This is a genomic window from Dolomitihabitans soli, assembly GCF_022213955.1.
Taxonomy (GTDB): domain Bacteria; phylum Actinomycetota; class Actinomycetes; order Streptosporangiales; family Streptosporangiaceae; genus Streptosporangium_A; species Streptosporangium_A soli.
The window spans coordinates 119954-138140 of the sequence record NZ_JAKNTW010000007.1; the positions used below are offsets into that span (position 1 = coordinate 119954).

Below are 18187 nucleotides of genomic sequence, written 5' to 3' on the forward strand. Positions count from 1 at the left end.
TTTCCCATAGATGATCAGAGCAGGCCGTGGCGGGGCGGGAGCTGTCCGTTGAGCGTGTAGCGGCCGATGTGCTGGATCTTCCAGCGGACCGGGTCGTGCAGCGTGTGGGTTCTGGCATTGCGCCAGTGCCGATGCAGGTTCAGCCCGTCCAGGCCGGCGCGGGCGCCGCCGAGCTCGAAGACCGCGCCGCCCAGCTCGACCGCGACCGGGTCGACGTACGCCTTGGCGCTGGCCACCGCGATGGACGCGGCGGCGGCGGATTCGTCGGTCAACGCGGCCGAGGCCGCGTCCACCGCGCGTCCGGCCGCGGCGAGCAGCGCCTCCGCGGCGCGCACCTTGACGGTCAGCTCGCCGATCCGCTGGATGGACAGCGGGTCCTCGACGGCGCTCTCCAGGCCGCTCTCGAACCAGGGCCGCGCCTTGGTCCGGACGAACTCCACCGCCTCGGCCAGCGCGCCGCCCGCGATCCCCACGTCGATCGCGGCGTGGATGAGCTGGGCCACCGCGCCGTGGAGCTGGGGCCCGGTGAAGGTGAGGTGGTGCGGCACCACACGGTTCGCGGGCACGCGGACATCGTCGAGGCGCACGGTGCCGCTCGCCGTGGTCCGCTGGCCCATGCCGGCCCAGTCGTCGACGACGGTGAGCCCGTCGGCGTCCCTCGGCACGTACGCGACGTGCAGCGTCTCGTCCTCGCGGCGCGCCAGGACCGGGATCCAGTGCGCGAACAGCGCGCCGGTGCTGTAGTGCTTGACGCCGCGCAGCAGAAAGCCGCCGTCGCCGTCGGGGATCAGCCGCGTGCGGTAGTCCTGCACGTGCTTGGTGCCGGCTTCCGACTGCGCGTTGCCGAACCTGTCGCCCGCGAGCACCCCGGCGAAGAAGAACGTCCGCTGCTCCGGGGTGCCCTGCCGGCGCAGCACGTTGACGTAGGCGAAGTGGCTCTGCGGGATCTGCGCGATGTTCGGGTCGGCGGCGGCCAGCAGGCGTATGACCTCGGCGAGGGTCTCCGCGCGCACGTCCGCGCCGCCGTACTCGCGCGGCACGGTGATCGCGAGCAGCCCGCTCGCGGACAGCCGCTCCAGCTCCTCGACGGGCAGCAGTCTCCTGGCGTCGCGCTCGGCGGCGCCGGGCGCGAACTCCGCCGCCAGCGTGCGGGCGGCGGCGACCGCCTCGGCGTCGTCGGCGATCACGTGCGCGCTCGGCCGGTCCGGAGCCCGGGTCGGTGCGCTTTCGATACTCATACTGGTGTCCGTTCTGCGCGTTACGTTAGGATCACCCTAATCCCTGTATAACTGGTAGGCAATATCTGCTTTGCTGACAACGCCGCTCCCGGCCAGGTCAGCCCGCAGGTAAGAGCCTCTGTGCGACCCCCGATGTAAGGACCCCGCCCACCATGCGCACCACCTCAAGACCGTTGCTCGCCGCGGTGCTGTCCCTCGCCCTCGTGGCGCTCACCGCCTGCGGCGGCACGGGAGACACCGCCGGCGCGACCGCGTCGAGCGGCCCCCCGGTGAAGGGCGGCACGCTCGTGGTCGGCGAGAACGGCGACGAGCCGGCCTGCCTCGACCCCCACCAGCTCAGCGCCACCAACACGACCGTCGTCACCCGTCCGATCTTCGACTCGCTGCTGTGGCAGGACGCCTCGGGCAAGCTGCATCCATGGCTGGCCTCGTCCTGGGCGGTCTCCGAGGACGGCCTGACCTACACCTTCGAACTGCGCGAGGGCGTGAAGTTCCACGACGGCGCGCCGTGGAACGCCGACGGGCTCAAGGCCAACCTGGAGCACATGCGGGACCCGGCGACCAAGTCGCCGCTCGCGGCGTCGTACATCGCGCCGTACGAGGACAGCGAGGTCGTGGACGAGAACACGTTGAAGGTGCGCCTGTCCTCGCCGTACTCGGCGTTCCTCAACGTGCTCGCGCAGTCCTACCTCGCGATGGTCTCGCCGAAGCAGATCAAGGAGGCCCCGGCGAGCGTGTGCGAGAAGCCGATCGGGTCGGGCCCGTTCGTCTTCGGCGCCTGGGCCAAGGGGCAGAGCATCACCTACCGGAGAAACCCGGGCTACGCCTGGGGACCCCCCGGCGCCGCGCACACCGGACCGGCCTACCTGGACGGGCTGGAGATCCGCTTCCTCGGTGAGGACTCCACCCGCTACAACGCGCTGCTGTCCGGCGAGGTGAACGTCATCGACAACACTCCGCCGTCGAACGTCGAGGAGGTCAAGGCCAATCCGGACCTCGGATTCAGCACGGTCGACCGGCCCGGCCACCCGTTCTCCATCTGGCGCAACACCTCCCGCGCGCCCTTCGCGGACCCGAAGGTGCGCACCGCGTTCACGTTCGCGGTCGACCGCGCGGCCATCGTGAACAGCGTCTCCTTCGGCCAGTGGAAACCGGCGACCGGGTTCGTCACCCCGTCCACCCCGGACTACGCCGACGGCCTGAGCGAGAAGATCGCCTACGACCCGGCCGAGGCGAACCGGCTGCTCGACGAGGCCGGCTGGACCGCGAAGGACGCCGACGGCATCCGGACCAAGGACGGCAAGCGGCTGACCGCGGTGGCGCTGGACACCGGGGCGGTGCCGCAGAACACCCAGATCCTGGTGCAGGCCCAGGCCGCGGCGGCGAAGGCCGGCATCGAGATCAAGATCGAGAACGTCACCGCGCAGGTCTCCGCCGACCGCACGGCGGCCGGCGACTTCGACATCTCCGTCGGCATCTGGACCACCAACACCGCCGACGTGCTGTGGATCCAGTACTCCTCCCACAACATCACCACGACCGAGCGGCGCGGCCAGAACACCACCCGGCTGCAGGACGCCGACCTGGACGAATTCCTGGACCAGGCGCGGGCGGCCACCGACGAGACGGCCAGGGCGGAGCTCTACACCAAGGCGCAGGCCCGGCTGATCGAACTGGCCCCCGCCATCCCGCTGTACAACCGGCCGAGCCTCGTGTCCTTCCAGAAGAAGGTACGCGGCCTCGGCTGGGACCACGCCTACGGCGCGGTCGGCTTCTACGACACCTGGATCGGCTGAACATGACGCTGAAGAGAACCACCATCCGAGTGGCCGCCGCCGGAACCGCCGCCGCGCTGACCCTGGCCGCCTGCGGCTCCGGCTCCGGCGGCGACGACGCCGACGGAACCGCGACCACCCCCAGGAACGGCGGCACGCTGGTGTTCGGCGAGAACGGGCAGGAGCCGACCTGCCTCGATCCGCACGGCAACGCCAGCTCCGACGGGCCCGTCACCACCGTGCCCGTGGCGGACTCGCTGGTCTGGTACGCCCCGGGCGGCGAGATCCAGTCCTGGCTGGCCGACTCGTGGGCCGTCTCCGACGGCGGCCGCACATACACCTTCAAGCTGCGCCACGGCGTCAAGTTCCACGACGGCGCGGAGTGGAACGCCGTGGCGCTCAAGACCAACTTCGAGCACATGCGGGACCCGGCGACCAAGTCGCCGCTCGCGGCCTCGTACATCGCGCCCTACGAGGACAGCAAGGTGATCGACGACCACACCCTGGAGGTCCACCTGTCCTCGGCGTACTCGCCGTTCCTCAACGTGCTCGCGCAGGGCTACCTCGGCATGATCTCCCCCAAGCAGATCAAGGAGGCGCCGCAGACGATCTGCGAGAAGCCGATCGGGTCGGGCCCGTTCATCCTCGACAAGTGGACCAAGGGACAGAGCGTCACCTACCACAAGAACCCCGACTACGACTGGGCGCCGAAAGGCGCCGCGCACACCGGGCCCGCCTACCTCGACAAGCTGGAGATCCGCTTCCTCGGCGAGGACGCGACCCGCTACAGCGCGCTCGTGTCCGGCGAGGTGCACGCGATCGACTTCACCCCGCCGCAGCACGTCGAGGAGGTCAAGGCGAACCCGGACCTGGGCTTCCTCAGCGCGATCCGGCCCGGCCACCCGATGTCGTTCTGGCTGAACACCTCCCGCGCCCCCTTCGACGACGTCCGCGTACGGCAGGCGCTGCTCGCCGCCGTGGATCGCAAGGCGATCATCGAGGGCATCTCCTTCGGCCAGTACGAGGTCGCCTCCGGCTTCGTCACCTCCTCCACCCCCGACTACGCCCGCGGCCTGGAAGGCACGATCACGCACGACGAGGCCGCGGCGAACCGGCTGCTCGACGAGGCCGGCTGGACCGCGAAGGGCGCCGACGGCATCCGGACCAAGGACGGCAGGCGGCTGGTCGCGTACTTCCCGATCGACCCCAGCTTCCCCGCCCAGCGCATGCAGATCGCGGTGCAGACCCAGGCGGCGGCCAAGCGGGCGGGCATCGACATCCAGCTCCAGACCCCGCCGACGCAGGAGGTCAGCGACCGCATCCTGGCCGGCGACTACGATCTCAGCTCGGGCCTGTGGGCGACCAACACCGCCGACGTGCTGTGGATCCAGTACTCCTCCGAGAACATCACCAGCGGCGACCGGCGCGGGCAGAACGTGGCCCGGCTGAAGGACGCCGAGGTGGACCGGCTGGTGCAGGAGGCCAGGGAGACCACCGACAAGGCGGAGCAGGCCGACCTGTACAACCAGGTCCAGGCCAGGCTGATCGAACTCGTCCCCGCCATCCCGTTCTACGACGACCCGCGGCCGGTGTCGTACCAGAAGAAGGTGCGCGGGCTGAGCTTCACCCCCGCCTACCCCTCGCCGTACTTCTACGACACCTGGCTGGACCGGTGAGCGAGCGAACCGGTGGGCGCGGCGGCCGTGTGCTCACGACGCCGGCGAAAGGCGGCGGCGTGCACGGGGCGCTGCGCCTGGTCGGCTGGCGGCTGCTGACCGGGCTGGGCGTGCTCTGGGGCGCGGCCACCCTGGCGTTCCTGGTGCTCCACCTGACCCCGGGCGACCAGGCGCAGGCCATCGTGGGCGGCGAGAACGCGGCCCCGACACCCGAGGTGATCGCCCAGGTCACCCGCGAGTACCGGCTGGACGAGCCCTGGTACGTCCAGTACCTGCTCCACCTGGGCAGGGTGGTGCGCGGCGACCTCGGGACGTCGTACCGGCTGCACACGCCGGTGACGCAGGCCATCGGCGAGCAGGCGGGCGCGACCCTGGAGCTGGCCGCGGCCGCGGCGGTCGTCGCCCTGGCGCTGTCGGTGGTGGTCGCGCTCGCCAGCGCGAAGCGGCGCAGGTGGGTCCGCGGCCTGGCCTCGGGCTCGGAGCTGGTCATCGCCTCCATCCCGTCGTTCTGGCTGGGCATCCTGCTGCTCACCGTCTTCTCGTTCGGGCTGCGGCTGTTCCCCGCGACGGGCAGCCACGGGTTCCAGTCGCTGGTGCTGCCCGCGCTCGCCCTCGCGCTGCCGATCGCCGGGGTGCTGGGCCATGTGCTGCGCGAGGCGCTGGAGGAGGTGCTGGAGGAGCCGTTCGTGATCAGCGCGCGTACCCGCGGGCAGGGTGACATGGCGGTGCGACTGCGGCACGCGCTCAGGCACGCCCTGGTGCCGCTCATCACGATGACCGGCTACTGGGTGGGCGCGCTGCTCGGCGGCGCGGTGATCACCGAGACGCTGTTCACCCGGCAGGGTATCGGGCGGCTGCTGCTGGGCGCGGTCAACGCCAAGGACCTGCCGGTGGTGCTCGGCGTCGTGCTGCTGTCGGCAGGGATCTACGTGCTGGTCAACCTGCTGGTCGACCTGCTCTACCTGGTGATCGACCCGCGGCTGCGCGACGCGCCCGCGCCGGCCGCGCGTACCGCCGTGGAGGGCTCCGCATGAGGAGGATCAGGCCGGGCGTCTGGCTCGCCGCACTGGTACTGGCGCTGCTGGTGCTGGCCGCGGCGCTGCCGTACCTGTTCACGGGGCAGGACCCGCTGACGGTGGACAGCGGCGCCACGCTCCGGCCGCCCAGCGCCGAGCACCTGCTCGGCACCGACGAGAACGGCAGGGACGTGTTCAGCCGGATCGTCTACGGCACCCGCGCCTCGCTGCTGCTCGGGTTCGGCGCGATCGCGATCGCGCTGGCCGCCGGCGGGCTGCTGGGCGTGGCCGCCGGGCTCGGCAACCGGTTCGTGGAGAACCTGATCATGCGGCTCTCCGACGTGGGGCTGGCCTTCCCCGAGCTGCTGCTCGCCCTGGTGGTGATCACGGTGGCCGGCGGCGGCACCACGAACGCGGTGCTCGCCATCGGCGTGGCGAACATCCCGAACTACGCGCGGGTGGTGCGCGCCCAGACCCTGTCCATCCGCCGCTCGACCTACGTCGAGGCGGCCCGCGCGCTCGGGCTGTCCGGGCCGCGCGTGGTGTTCCGGCACGTGCTGCCCAACGCGGTCAAGCCGGTGCTGATCCTGGCCACCATCGGCGTGGGCACGGCCCTGGTGGCCGGCTCGGCGCTGAGCTTCCTCGGGCTCGGCACGCCGCCGCCGGAGCCGGAGTGGGGCTCGATGCTCTCCACCGCGCGCGCCTTCATCTCGCGCGCCTGGTGGTACGGCGTGTTCCCGGGCGCGGCGATCACGCTCACCGTGATCAGCGTGACCGTCGTCGGCCGCGCGCTTCGACTGCGATCGGAAGGCAGGACCTGGTGACGGCATTGCTCAAGGTGGAGGACCTGCGCGTCGCCTTCGGCGGCACCGCGGTCGTGGACGGTGTCGGCTTCGAGGTGCGCCGCGGCGAGTGCCTGGCCCTGGTCGGGGAGTCCGGCTCGGGCAAGAGCGTCACCGCGCGTACGCTCGTCGGGCTGACCGGCGACGGGGCGGCGGTGGAGGCGGGCGAACTGAGCTTCGCCGGACGAGACCTGCGCCGCATGCGCGAGCGCGCCTGGCGCCGGATCCGCGGCGGCAGGATCGGATTCGTGCTCCAGGACGCGCTGGTGTCCCTGGACCCGCTGCGCCCGGTCGGCCGGGAGGTCGCCGAGGTGCTGGCCGCGCACACCGGGTTGTCCCGCGCGGCGCGCACGGCGCGGGTCGCCGAGCTGCTCGCCGAGGTGGGCGTGCCAGAGCCGGAGCTGCGCGCCAGACAGCTCCCCCATGAGCTGTCCGGCGGGCTGAGGCAGCGGGCGCTGATCGCGACCGCGATCGCCGCCGAGCCGGAGCTCATCATCGCCGACGAGCCGACCACCGCGCTGGACGTGACCATCCAGGCCCAGGTGCTCGACCTGCTGGCCCGGATCAAGAGCGAGGACAGGTCCCTGCTGATCATCAGCCACGACCTGGCCGTGGTCGCCAGGCTCGCCGACCGGGTCGCGGTGATGAAGGACGGCCGGATCGTCGAGCAGGGCCCGGCCGACCGGGTGCTGCGCGCGCCCGAGCACGCGTACACGCGCGCGCTGCTGGCCGCGATCCCCGCCGAGCACACCAAGGGCACCCGCCTGTCCGGCCCGGCGGAGGCGGTGCGGCTCGCCCGCCCGGAACCGGGCGACGTCGTGGTCCGGGTGGACGGGGCGGGCAAGTCGTTCCGCGGCCCGGACGGCGTGGCGCGGGCGGCCGTGCGGGACGTGTCGTTCACGCTCCGCGCGGGCGAGACCGTCGGCATCGTCGGCGAGTCCGGCTCCGGCAAGACGACGACGGCCAGGATCGCGCTCGGGCTGACCGAGCCGGACACCGGCTCCGTCGAGGTGCGCGGCCGCGCCTGGGCCGGCCTCGGCCGGGCGGAGGCGCGCACGCTGCGCCGCGACATCCAGGTCGTCTACCAGGACCCGCTGGCCTCCTTCGACCCGCGCTACACGGTGGACAAGGTGCTCGCCGAGGCCCTCGCCGTGGCAGGGGTGCCGCGCGAACGCCGCCGCGAGCGATCCGTCGAGCTGCTGGAACTGGTCGGGCTGGACGAGCGGCACCTGCGCCGCCGGCCGCTGCACCTGTCCGGCGGGCAGCGGCAGCGGGTCGCGATCGCCAGGGCGCTCGCGCCCGAGCCGGCCGTGCTGGTGTGCGACGAGCCGGTGTCCGCGCTGGACGTATCGGTGCAGGCGCAGGTGCTCGACCTGCTGGACGACGTGCAGCGGCGCACCGGCGTGGCGTACCTGTTCATCTCGCACGACCTCGGCGTGATCTACCACGCGTGCGACCGGGTCCTGGTGATGAAGGACGGCCAGGTGGTCGAGCAGGGCCCGGTGGAGCGGGTCTTCCGCGAGCCGGAGCATCACTACACCCGCGAGCTGATCGCGGCGATCCCGAGACTGACGACGGCGTGAGGAGGCGGCTGTGACACATGTGATCAAGACCGACGAGGAGGCCGTCGAGGTCGCGCGCTCGCTCGCCCGCGGCTTCGCCGAGGGCGCGGCGCGGCGCGACGCCGAGCGCGTGCTGCCGGCGGCCGAGGTGGAGGCGCTGTCGGCGAGCGGGCTGCTGGCCATCACGGTGCCACGGGCGTACGGCGGCGCGGGGGTGCGCACGGCGACGCTCGGCGCGGTGATCAGGGAGCTGTCGGCGGCGGACGGCAGCATCGGGCAGATCCCGCAGAACCACTTCTGGTACGTCGAGGCGATCAGGGAGAACGGCACGCCCGCGCAGCGGGAATTCTTCTTCCGCGAGGTGCTCTCGGGCCGGCGGCTCGGCAACGCCGCGGTGGACGACCGGGCGCCGGACGGTTCCCGGCTGCGGGCCAGGCTGCGCCCGCGCGAGGGCGGCGGCTACCTCGTCTCGGGGCGCAAGGTGTACTCCACCGGCGCGTTGTTCGCGCACTGGATCCCAGTGATCGTGCTGGACGAGGAGGAGCGGCACCACACGGCGCTCGTGCCGCGCGACGCCCCCGGCCTGTCCGTGATCGACGACTGGGACGGCATGGGACAGCGCACGACGGCCAGCGGCACCGTCGTGCTCGACGACGTGGCCGTGCGGGAGGACCGGCTGATCCCCAGCCACCGCACGTACGAGCGGGCGAGCACGTTCCGCAGCTTCGGTCTGCTGATGCACGCCGCGATCGACACCGGAATCGCCGAGGGAGCGCTGGCGGACGCCGCCCGCTACCTGCGCGGCTACACCAAGGGCGGCTGGCCGGGCAACCAGGCGCAGCGAGTCGTGGAGGACCCGGTCGTGGTGCAGCGCTTCGGCGAGCTGGCCGTGCTCGTACGCGCGGCCCGCGCGCTTCTGGAGTCCGCCGGCGACGTGATCGACGAGGCCCGCGAGGCGATCGCGCAGGCCGGCGACCCGGAGGAGGCCGACCGCTGGGAGGGTGAGGCGGCGGTGGCGATGGCCGCCGCCCGGGTCCAGGCCGACACGGCCGCCAACCGGGTGACCGCCGAGTGGTTCGAGCTGGCCGGGGCGGGCGCGTCGCTGCGCTCGCTGAACCTGGACCGGCACTGGCGCAACGCCCGCACCCACACCGTTCACGATCCCCGCCGGCTCAAGGTGCACGACGTCGGCGACTTCCACCTCAACGGCATCGCCCCCGCCCGCCCCAGCCACGTACGGAGCGCAGCGCAGTGACCTCGACGACCGACCTCATCCACTTCAACCTGTTCGAGATGAACTGCGTCGGCCACATCCAGCACGGGTTGTGGCGGCATCCGGCGAACAACCGGCACAGGTACACCGACATCGGCTACTGGACGGACCTGGCCAGGCTGCTGGAACGCGGCCTGTTCGACGCGGTCTTCCTCGCCGACGTGGTCGGCCTGTACGACCGCTATCAGGGCGGCCCTGACACCGCGATCCGCGAGGCGGTGCAGGTGCCGGCCAACGACCCGTTGCTCCTGGTGCCCGCGATGGCCGCGGTGACCGAGCACCTCGGGTTCGCGGTCACGTTCTCCACGACGTACGAGCCGCCGTTCGCGCACGCCCGCCGCATGTCCACCCTGGACCATCTGACCAAGGGCCGGGTGGCCTGGAACGTGGTGACGTCCTACCTGCGCGGCGCGGCGCGGAACTTCGGCCTGGACGACGAGATCGAGCACGACCTGCGGTACGAGATCGCCGAGGAGTACCTGGAGGTGCTCTACAAGCTGTGGGAGGGGAGCTGGGAGGACGGGGCGGTGGTGCGCGACCGGGAGCGGGCGGTCTACACCGACCCGGCCAAGGTGCACCCGATCGACCACGTCGGCAAGCACTTCCGGGTCGCCGGGCCGCACCTGTCGGAGCCGTCGCCGCAGCGCACCCCGGTGATCTACCAGGCGGGCAACTCCGAGCGCGGCAAGGACTTCGCGGCCCGGCACGCCGAGGCGATCTTCACCGGGGCGCCGACGCTGGCCGAACTGCGCGAGGAGATCGCCGACATCGGGCGCAGGGCAGCCGGGCACGGCCGCGACCCCGGCCACGTGAAGGTCTTCCCCGGCGCCTCGGTGATCGTCGGCAGGACCGAGGAGGAGGCGGCGGCCAAGGTCGCCGAGCTGCAGCGGTACATCCGGCCCGAGGGGTTCCTGGCCCAGCGCGGCAGCGGCATCGACTTCGCGGCGTACGACCCGGACGACCGGATCGACGACCTCGTGGCCCGTGGCGGGGACTTCACCGAGCGGGCCGTACGTCACCTGGTGGGGCGGGACCTGCGGGTGCGCGACGTGCTCGGCTCCATCGGCAGGGTCGGCCAGGGCCCGTTGTTCGCGTCCGGCACGCCCGGCCAGGTGGCCGACGAGATCGAGCGCTGGGCCGACGAGACCGGCGCGGCCGGGTTCAACCTCATGCAGTATCTCTCCCCCGGCACCGCCGAGGACTTCGTCGAACTGGTCGTGCCCGAGCTGCAACGGCGGGGCAGGTACCGCACGTCCTATGACGACACCACGCTGCGCGAGCGCCTCCTCGGTCCGGGCCTGCACCGGCTCCCGGACACCCACCCCGGCGCGGCCTTCCGCGACTTCCGGTAGTCACCGGGACATGTCGCGACCGAACCGCTGATCCAAAAGGCCGAACGGCCCACGGCTCTCCTCGGCACCTGTCCGGGGAGGGACACCCCTTCTGACCATCGTGATGCAACCGCGATGGAAACGGAAGGATCGCGAACCATCGTGATCCGCTACCCCCACCTGGGCCTCAACTTCTCGTCTACCTGGCGTTTCATGGACTCCCTGGAACAGCCAACAACCGGCTGTCGTCGCTTGGGTGATCCAAACGTTCACCCTCTGGGCTGACGGCTACCGCCCATAACAGGCATACTCCTCCACGTGCAGCGCCGTTACGCCTTCCTCGACCATCCGGGCCCGCTGGCCTTCGCCCACCGCGGCGGAGCCGGCGAGGGGCGGGAGAACACCTTCGCCGCGTTCAACCGAGCGATCGAGCTCGGTTACACCTACCTCGAGACCGACGTGCACGCGACCGCCGACGGCGTGCTGCTGGCCTTCCACGACCACACCCTGGACCGGGTGACCGACCGGCGCGGCAGGCTCGCCGAACTCCCCTACCGGCTGGTACGGCAGGCGCGCATCGGCGGGGCGGAGGAGATCCCGCTGCTGGAGGACCTGCTCGGCACCTGGCCGCAGGCCCGCTTCAACATCGACGTCAAGTCGGCCGGGGCGATCGGCCCGCTCGCCGAGGCCGTGCGGCGCACCGGGGCGCACACCAGGATCTGCCTGACGTCCTTCTCCGACGAACGCCTGGCCAGGGCGCGCGCGGCGCTCGGTGACGACGTGTGCTCCGCCCTCGGCCCCCGCGGCGTCGCCGCACTGCGCGCCGCCGCCGCCACCTCCGCGTACGGCAGGCTGCTCACCGGCCTGGCCCGCGCCGGGGTGCCGTGCGCGCAGGTGCCGGTCGGCTTCCGCGGGCTGCGGATCACCACCCGGGCGCTGGTGCGCACCGCGCACGCCCTCGGCATGCAGGTGCACGTGTGGACCATCAACGACACCGACCGCATGGAACAACTGCTCGACCTGGGCGTCGACGGCATCATGACCGACAACATCTCGGGCCTGCGCGACGTGCTCGGCGCCCGGGACATGTGGCATCCCGGCAGGATCGCCGGCTGATCTCCGCTCCACCCCCCGCGCAAGGAGAACAATGACTGCCCCCGCCGTCCTCGACGAGTCCCCCGCGGCCCGCCGCCGCGAGCAACGCGGCTGGTACTGGTACGACTGGGCGAACTCCGCGTTCCCCACCACGGTCCTGACGGTCTTCCTGGGCCCCTACCTGACGTCGGTGGCCAAGGCCTCGGCGGAGCGCGACGGCAGCAAGTTCGTCGACGTGCTGGGCATCGACATGGAGCCGAGCGCCTACTACCCGTTCGTCGTCGGCACCGCGGCGATCCTGCAGATCATCCTGATGCCCATCGCGGGAGCGCTGGCCGACCACACGGGCCGCAAGAAGGAGCTGATGGGCGCGTTCGCGTTCCTCGGCGCGGCGGCCACGGTCTGCTTCTGGCTGGTCTCCGACGGGGGGTACCTGCTGGGCGGCGGGCTGTTCCTGATCGCCAACGTCGGGTTCGCCTCCGCGTTCGTGATCTACAACTCGTTCCTGCCGGAGATCGCCACGCCTGATGAGCGTGACCGGGTCTCCGCCGCGGGCTGGGGGTTCGGGTATCTGGGCGGTGGGCTGCTGCTCGCCGTGAACCTGGGGTTGTTCCTCAACGCCGAGGCCCTCGGCCTGGACGGGGACCTCGCGCCGCGGATCGCGCTGGCCTCGGCGGGGCTGTGGTGGGGCGGTTTCACGATCATTCCGATGCTGCGGCTGCGCAACCGGCGGGCGCTGCCCCGCGAGGCGGAGAGCACCGGGCAGGCGGTCGGCCGGAGCTTCCGCGAACTCGGCCGCACCATCAGGGACCTGCGCCGCTATCCGCTCACGCTGGCCTTCCTGGTCGCCTACCTGATCTACAACGACGGCGTGCAGACCGTCATCTCCTTCTCGGCCACCTACGCGGACGTGGAACTGAAGCTGGACGCGGAAGTCAGCATCGCCGCGATCCTGATGGTGCAGTTCGTGGCGTTCTTCGGCGCGTTGCTGCTGGGCCGGGTGGCGAGGACGTACGGCGCCAAGCGGGTGGTGATGGGCGCGCTGGTGGCGTGGACCCTGGTCGTGGTCGTGGCCTACTTCCTGCCGGAACGCTCGGCGGCGGCGTTCTTCGCGCTGGGGTTCGCCATCGCGATCGTGATGGGCGGCACCCAGGCCCTGTCGCGGTCGCTGTTCTCGCACGTGATCCCCAAGGGCAAGGAGGCGGAGTACTACAGCCTGTACGAGATCAGCGACAAGGGCTCGACGTTCCTCGGCTCGTTCACCCTCGGCCTGGCCCTGCAGTTCACCGGCAGTTACCGGCTCGGCATCGCCTCGCTGATCATCTTCTTCGTGCTCGGCTTCGTGGGGCTCGCCCTGGTGAATTTGCCCAAGGCGATCCGGGCGGCGGGCAACGAGGTGCCCGAGAAGATCTAGCCTTCTCGCCCGCCGTCAAGACCGCCCTCCGGCTCGCTCTGGGGCGCGTTCTGGGGGCGGGCGAGCAGCATGGTGCCCGGGCCCTGGGCGGCGCCCGGCCCGGCGTACACGCTGATGCCGTGCCCGTCGATCCCGCCGCCGCAGTGCGGGCAGGCGACCTGGGGGACGAAATCCCGGCCGCAGGCGTCGTGCACGAGCCGCACCGGCGGGCCGCCCGGCGGAGTCTTCCACTTGTCGCCCCACGCCATCAGCGTCAGCAGCGCGGGCACCACGTCGTGACCCGCCTCGGTGAGGTGGTACTCGAATCTGGGGGGTCGCTCCTGGTACGGCACCCGCGCGAGGACGCCGGCCTCGACGAGGTGCTCCAGGCGCTGGGCCAGCAGGTTGCGCGAGATGCCGAGGTCCGCGCTCAGCTCGTCGAACCTGCGTAGCCCGAGGTAGACGTCGCGCAGGATCAGCGGAGTCCACCACTCCCCCAGAACGGTCAGCGTCTGGGCGATCGAACAGTGCATCTCGGCGAAGCGATCCCTCGTCATCCCCCCAGCATAGTCAGTTGACTTTATGAACTCACCTCTCCTACCGTCATGGGCGAGTTCAGAATCTGGATCCACTAATTCAGGGGGAAACCATGACGGCATCCGGACAGGCCACCGACCACGAGACCGAGGCGCTCGCTCGCGCGCGGGCGACCACGCTGCGCTACCGCACCGCGGCCGAGTCCTACGATCTGGAGGCGATGCTGTCCACGCTCGCCCCCGGCGTGATCTTCCACTCACCGCTCACGGCGAGGGTCCGCTTCGAAGGGCCCGAGCAGGTGGGCGCTCTCCTGCGCGCCGCCATGCCGGCCATGACCGCCTACCGCTTCCAGCGCGACCTGGGCGACGAGCACACCCGGGTGCTGGTCGCCACCGCGACGGTGAAGGGCCACGACCTCCAGGAGACGATGCTGCTCGAGCTCGACGACGAGGCCCGGATCACCGAGATCACGATGTGGATGCGCCCGTTGCCCGCGATCACCGCCGCCATGCTGGCCATCGGCCCCGGGCTCGCCCGGCTGGGCGGGCGCCCGATCCTGGCCGTCCTCGCCGCCGCGGCCATCAGGCCGCTGGCCTTCCTGACCCGGTTCGGCGACCGCACGCTGGTGCCGCTCATCGCCGATTCCCGGCGCGCGGGAACCCCCTGATTCAGGGGCCTCCGGGCCCGCCAAAGTGATCACCTGAGGTTCTCGCGACAAAAAGCGCGATTGGATCACCCCATGTGTGGGAATCCATCCACGGTATCAAGCGTTGTACGCCGTGGGAGACAGACCCCTCACGACGGGGCCCTCAGGAGGCATTGAAACATGGGCGAGCGTGCGCTTCGCGGTACTCGGCTCGGCGCCACGAGCTACGAGAACGACCGCAACACCGATCTGGCTCCGCGCCAGGAGGTGTCCTACACCTGCCCGAAGGGCCATCACTTCGACGTGCCACTTGCCGCCGAGGCCGAGATTCCCGCGACGTGGGAGTGCCGCAGCTGCGGTGCCGTCGGGGTGCGGGTCGACGGCGAGCTGCCGCAGACCAAGAAGTTGAAGCCCCCGAGGACACACTGGGACATGCTGCTGGAACGGCGCACCATAGAAGATCTGGAAGAGGTGCTCAACGAGCGACTGGCGATCCTGCGCGCCCAGCGCCGCAAGAGCGCCTGACCCGACCACCTGACGCCCTCGGCGCCGCCCAACACGGCACCGGGGGCGTCGTCATGCCCGCCCCTCTCGCGGTCGAGCGGCCGCGCTCGCCGCGGTACCGATCAGCTGATCAGTGGTCGGACAGCGGCCCTGCCGATCGCCGCGGGCGGGACGGCAGCACCGCCCGAGAAGCCCGGCGACGAACGGCAGCGGGCCGCGCGACTTCGGCCGAAGCCGGTCACAGCTCCTTGCGCACCGGCGGGCGGGGGTCGTCCTGGCGCGGCTCCTCGCGGATGACCTGCCCGTGGATGACCGGGCCCCGGCCGTCGGGGGCGACCGGTCCCGGCGCACCGAACGGGTGCCCCCCGAACGGCGTGCCGAGCGGGGACGGCTGGTCGGCCAGCCTCCGCAGCCGCCTGGCGAGCAGCCGGGCGCCGAGCCCGCGCACCAGGGGGCGGGTGAACGGCAACAGCATGGCCAGACCGGCCAGGTCGGTCAGGACGCCGGGGACGATCAGCAGCAGTCCGCCCGCCATCGTCATCGCGCCGCCGCCGAGCTCCCGCTCCGGCATCTGCCCGGTCTGCACCGACTCGCGCAGGATCGCCAGCGCCCGCCGCCCCTCCCGGCGCACCAGCCATCCGCCGAGCAGCGCGCCGGCCAGCAACAGGCCGATGACCGCCAGGCCGCCTGCGGCCTGGCCCACCTGGACGAGGATCCAGATCTCCAGCACGGGGACCAGCAGGAACCCAAGGAACACCAGTAGGCGCATCTCTTCCTCAATCACGCGGCGAGCCGTACACCGTGCACAACGCCCGGAGGCGGCGGCGCGTTCCTCAGCGGGTGCGACGGAAACGGCGGGGCAGGCCGGTGACGCCCCAGACGGTGATCCGCCACAGGGCCTCGGCCACTATGCCCCTGCTCATCTTGCTCGCTCCGACGGTGCGGTCGACGAAGGTGATGGGGACCTCGGCGACCCGCAGGCCGTGCCGTACGGTGCGCATCGTGAGGTCGACCTGGAAGCAGTAGCCCTGCGACTCCACGTCGTCGAGGCCGATCTTCTCCAGGGCGGCGGCACGGTAGGCGCGGAAGCCCGCCGTCGAGTCGCGGACCGGGACCCCGAGCGCCATCCGGGTGTAGATGTTGGCGCCGCGGGACAGGAACTCCCGCGAGGTCGGCCAGTTGACGACCTTGCCGCCGGGCACCCAGCGCGAGCCGATCGCCAGGTCGGCGCCGTCGGCCAGCGCGTCGAACAGCTTGGGCAGCTCCTCGGGCTGGTGCGAGCCGTCCGCGTCCATCTCGACCAGGACGTCGTAGCCCTGCTCCATCCCCCACCGGAAGCCGGCGATGTAGGCGGCGCCCAGGCCCTTCTTGCCGGGCCGGTGCAGCACGTGGACGTGGTCGTCGTCCGCGGCGAGCGCGTCGGCGATCTCGCCGGTGCCGTCCGGGCTGTTGTCGTCGGCGATCAGCAGGTGCGCCTCGGGCACGGCCTCCCGCACCCGTGCGGTGATCACGGGCAGGCTGTCACGCTCGTTGTACGTCGGGACGATGACGAGCACCCGGCCCGGCGTCCGCTCCATCATGAATCCCCGCCCTCACTTCGGTCCACCGGGCGGCGCCTCCTGCCCTGCCAGGCGGCGGCGGCCACCGCACCCGCGCTCACCAGTATCAATGCCCACTCGGGCACCGCTCCGACCCTGGTGGCGACGGTCTGCTCGGTGCGGATCGGCACGGTCACGACGGTCATGTCGTCGACGAGCTCCTGCGTGCTCCAGGCCACCCGTCCTTCGGGGGTGACATAGGACGATATTCCGGTGATTGCGGCGGTGATCACTGGTCGATTGTGCTCCACTGCCCGCAATTTGGACATGGCCAGCTGCTGCGGCCCCAGGTTGGTCGTGGCGTAGGTGGCGATGTTGGTCTGTACGGCGAGCGGCGTGGCCCCGGTGCGCACCGTGTCGCGGACCACCCCGTCGTAGCCGATCTCGTAGCAGTTGACCGCGCCGACCGTGACCGGCCCCATCCGCAGGTCGCCGTCGCGGGTGCCCGGCACGGACTGCCTGCCCACCAGGTTGGCCCGTTCGAACAGCGCGAGCACGATCTCCTTGAACGGGGTGAACTCCCCGAACGGGACGAGCTGCTGCTTGTCGTAGTAGGCGCCGGGCCCGGTGGCGGGATCCCACACCAGGCTCCTGGTCGCCCGGTGCTCGTCGCCGATCGCGACCACGGCGCCCACCAGGACGGGCACGCCGATGTCCTTGACCGCCTCGTCGATGGCCCGGTGGGCGAACTCGTTGCGGTAGGGGTCGATGTCGGTGGAGTTCTCCGGCAGCACGACGAGGTCGGGCTTGGCCAGGGTGCCCGCGCGCACGGCCCGCGCCATCTCGTGGACCTTGGCGGTGTGGTTGCGCAGCACGACGGCGGGCTCGTCGCCCAGCGGGTGCAGCCCTCTGCCGGGCACGTTGCCCTGCACGATGCCGACGACGACGCTCTTGCCCTCGTCGCCGTGGCCGGGGATCGCGAAGGCCAGCGCCGGCAGCGCGAGCGCCCCGGCCAGGGACAGCGCCACGAACGGCGCCGAGGCCCGCCACCCGCCCCGCCGAGCCCGGGGACCTCCCGCCCACCGCACGGCCGGCAGCGCGAGCAGGCAGCCGCACAGCACGACGGCGAAGGTCACCAGCGGTGCGCCGCCGAGCGACGCGTACGGCGTCAGCGGCGACTCGCCCTGGCTGAAGGCGACCCGCGCCCACGGGAATCCGCCGACCGGGAAGATCCCGCGCGCCCACTCGGCCGTGACCCACAGCGCGGCGGTCCACAACGGCCACAGAGGGAGCCGGAGCACGAGGGCGGTGCAGAGGCCGAGCGCGGCGTGAAAGAGGCTCTCGACGGCGATCAGGCCCAGCCAGGCGTCAACGCCGACGGGGCGCACCCACGCGAGCGCGGGGAGCAGGAACACCGCCCCGCCCAGATAGCCCAGCCACAGCGCTCTGCGCGGGCGGCAGCCGTACACCGACAGGGTGAGCAGGGCCGCCCCGATCGGCGCCAGGAACCAGGCGTCGATGGGCGGGAAGGCGAGGAACAGCGCCACTCCCCCGGCGAGCGCGGCGGCGATCCGTCCCGCCAGGACCCGTTTGCCGTCCTTGGCAGGCGGCACGCCGGCGGGCGTGCCCTCCGGTGAAGGTTCGGCGGCCGCCGCGGCCACCGGCACACTGATCTTGTCCTGGACCACGGGACGGGGCTCTCCTTGCGCTCAACTGGCTCGGAGCCCACCTTCGCACGCTCCGACCGTATTCCCGAAACGC

16 protein-coding genes are annotated in these 18187 nt (G+C 71.8%); 11 read left to right on the forward strand and 5 right to left on the reverse strand.

Going from position 1 to position 18187, the window contains the following annotated elements:
- Nucleotides 1–14: 14 nt before the first annotated feature.
- On the reverse strand, nucleotides 15–1238 hold the full coding sequence (locus MBA17_RS16135) for an SfnB family sulfur acquisition oxidoreductase (protein ID WP_238497284.1): 1224 nt from the start codon (nucleotides 1236–1238) through the stop codon (nucleotides 15–17).
- 152 nt (nucleotides 1239–1390) lie between these two features.
- Between MBA17_RS16135 and MBA17_RS16140 the strand changes: the two genes are divergently transcribed.
- The 9 genes from MBA17_RS16140 to MBA17_RS16180 all read left to right on the forward strand — a co-directional run bounded on the left by MBA17_RS16140 (nucleotide 1391) and on the right by MBA17_RS16180 (nucleotide 13222).
- A complete protein-coding gene (locus MBA17_RS16140) occupies nucleotides 1391–3034 on the forward strand; it encodes an ABC transporter substrate-binding protein (RefSeq protein WP_238497285.1) in 1644 nt (547 codons plus the stop codon).
- 2 nt (nucleotides 3035–3036) lie between these two features.
- Nucleotides 3037–4689, forward strand: coding sequence for an ABC transporter substrate-binding protein (locus MBA17_RS16145; protein ID WP_238497286.1), 1653 nt, complete (start codon nucleotides 3037–3039; stop codon nucleotides 4687–4689).
- Complete coding sequence (locus MBA17_RS16150) at nucleotides 4686–5723, forward strand: ABC transporter permease (RefSeq protein ID WP_238497287.1); 1038 nt, start codon at nucleotides 4686–4688, stop codon at nucleotides 5721–5723. The genes MBA17_RS16145 and MBA17_RS16150 overlap by 4 nt, the downstream gene beginning before the upstream one ends.
- The gene (locus MBA17_RS16155; protein WP_238497288.1) at nucleotides 5720–6529 is read left to right on the forward strand and encodes an ABC transporter permease; all 810 of its coding nucleotides are present in this window, start codon (nucleotides 5720–5722) and stop codon (nucleotides 6527–6529) included. Before MBA17_RS16150 ends, MBA17_RS16155 begins: the two co-directional genes overlap by 4 nt.
- Complete coding sequence (locus tag MBA17_RS16160; protein WP_238497289.1) at nucleotides 6526–8130, forward strand: dipeptide ABC transporter ATP-binding protein; 1605 nt, start codon at nucleotides 6526–6528, stop codon at nucleotides 8128–8130. The genes MBA17_RS16155 and MBA17_RS16160 overlap by 4 nt, the downstream gene beginning before the upstream one ends.
- 10 nt (nucleotides 8131–8140) lie before the next feature.
- Nucleotides 8141–9364, forward strand: coding sequence for an SfnB family sulfur acquisition oxidoreductase (locus MBA17_RS16165; RefSeq protein ID WP_238497290.1), 1224 nt, complete (start codon nucleotides 8141–8143; stop codon nucleotides 9362–9364).
- Nucleotides 9361–10734: an LLM class flavin-dependent oxidoreductase gene (locus tag MBA17_RS16170; RefSeq protein WP_238497291.1), complete on the forward strand. Its 1374-nt coding sequence runs from the start codon at nucleotides 9361–9363 to the stop codon at nucleotides 10732–10734. Before MBA17_RS16165 ends, MBA17_RS16170 begins: the two co-directional genes overlap by 4 nt.
- A 297-nt stretch (nucleotides 10735–11031) precedes the next feature.
- Nucleotides 11032–11829 (forward strand): glycerophosphodiester phosphodiesterase family protein, encoded by a 798-nt coding sequence (locus MBA17_RS16175; protein ID WP_238497292.1) that lies wholly within the window; start codon nucleotides 11032–11034, stop codon nucleotides 11827–11829.
- Nucleotides 11830–11860: 31 nt separating this feature from the next.
- A complete protein-coding gene (locus MBA17_RS16180; protein WP_238497293.1) occupies nucleotides 11861–13222 on the forward strand; it encodes an MFS transporter in 1362 nt (453 codons plus the stop codon).
- Here MBA17_RS16180 and MBA17_RS16185 read toward each other — a convergent pair.
- Complete coding sequence (locus MBA17_RS16185) at nucleotides 13219–13758, reverse strand: winged helix-turn-helix transcriptional regulator (protein ID WP_238497294.1); 540 nt, start codon at nucleotides 13756–13758, stop codon at nucleotides 13219–13221. The genes MBA17_RS16180 and MBA17_RS16185 overlap by 4 nt on opposite strands.
- 92 nt (nucleotides 13759–13850) lie before the next feature.
- Between MBA17_RS16185 and MBA17_RS16190 the strand changes: the two genes are divergently transcribed.
- The gene (locus MBA17_RS16190) at nucleotides 13851–14405 is read left to right on the forward strand and encodes a nuclear transport factor 2 family protein (RefSeq protein WP_238497295.1); all 555 of its coding nucleotides are present in this window, start codon (nucleotides 13851–13853) and stop codon (nucleotides 14403–14405) included.
- Between the two features lie 159 nt (nucleotides 14406–14564).
- The gene (locus MBA17_RS16195; protein ID WP_238497296.1) at nucleotides 14565–14909 is read left to right on the forward strand and encodes an RNA polymerase-binding protein RbpA; all 345 of its coding nucleotides are present in this window, start codon (nucleotides 14565–14567) and stop codon (nucleotides 14907–14909) included.
- Nucleotides 14910–15126: 217 nt separating this feature from the next.
- Here MBA17_RS16195 and MBA17_RS16200 read toward each other — a convergent pair whose 3' ends face one another.
- From MBA17_RS16200 to lnt, 3 genes are read right to left on the reverse strand one after another with little or no spacing between them, the layout of a single operon-like run.
- A complete protein-coding gene (locus MBA17_RS16200) occupies nucleotides 15127–15672 on the reverse strand; it encodes an FxsA family protein (RefSeq protein ID WP_238497297.1) in 546 nt (181 codons plus the stop codon).
- Nucleotides 15673–15721: 49 nt separating this feature from the next.
- Nucleotides 15722–16465, reverse strand: coding sequence for a polyprenol monophosphomannose synthase (locus tag MBA17_RS16205; RefSeq protein ID WP_238497572.1), 744 nt, complete (start codon nucleotides 16463–16465; stop codon nucleotides 15722–15724).
- Nucleotides 16465–18114 (reverse strand): apolipoprotein N-acyltransferase, encoded by a 1650-nt coding sequence (lnt, locus tag MBA17_RS16210; RefSeq protein WP_238497298.1) that lies wholly within the window; start codon nucleotides 18112–18114, stop codon nucleotides 16465–16467. Before lnt ends, MBA17_RS16205 begins: the two co-directional genes overlap by 1 nt.
- Between the last annotated feature and the right edge of the window lie 73 nt (nucleotides 18115–18187).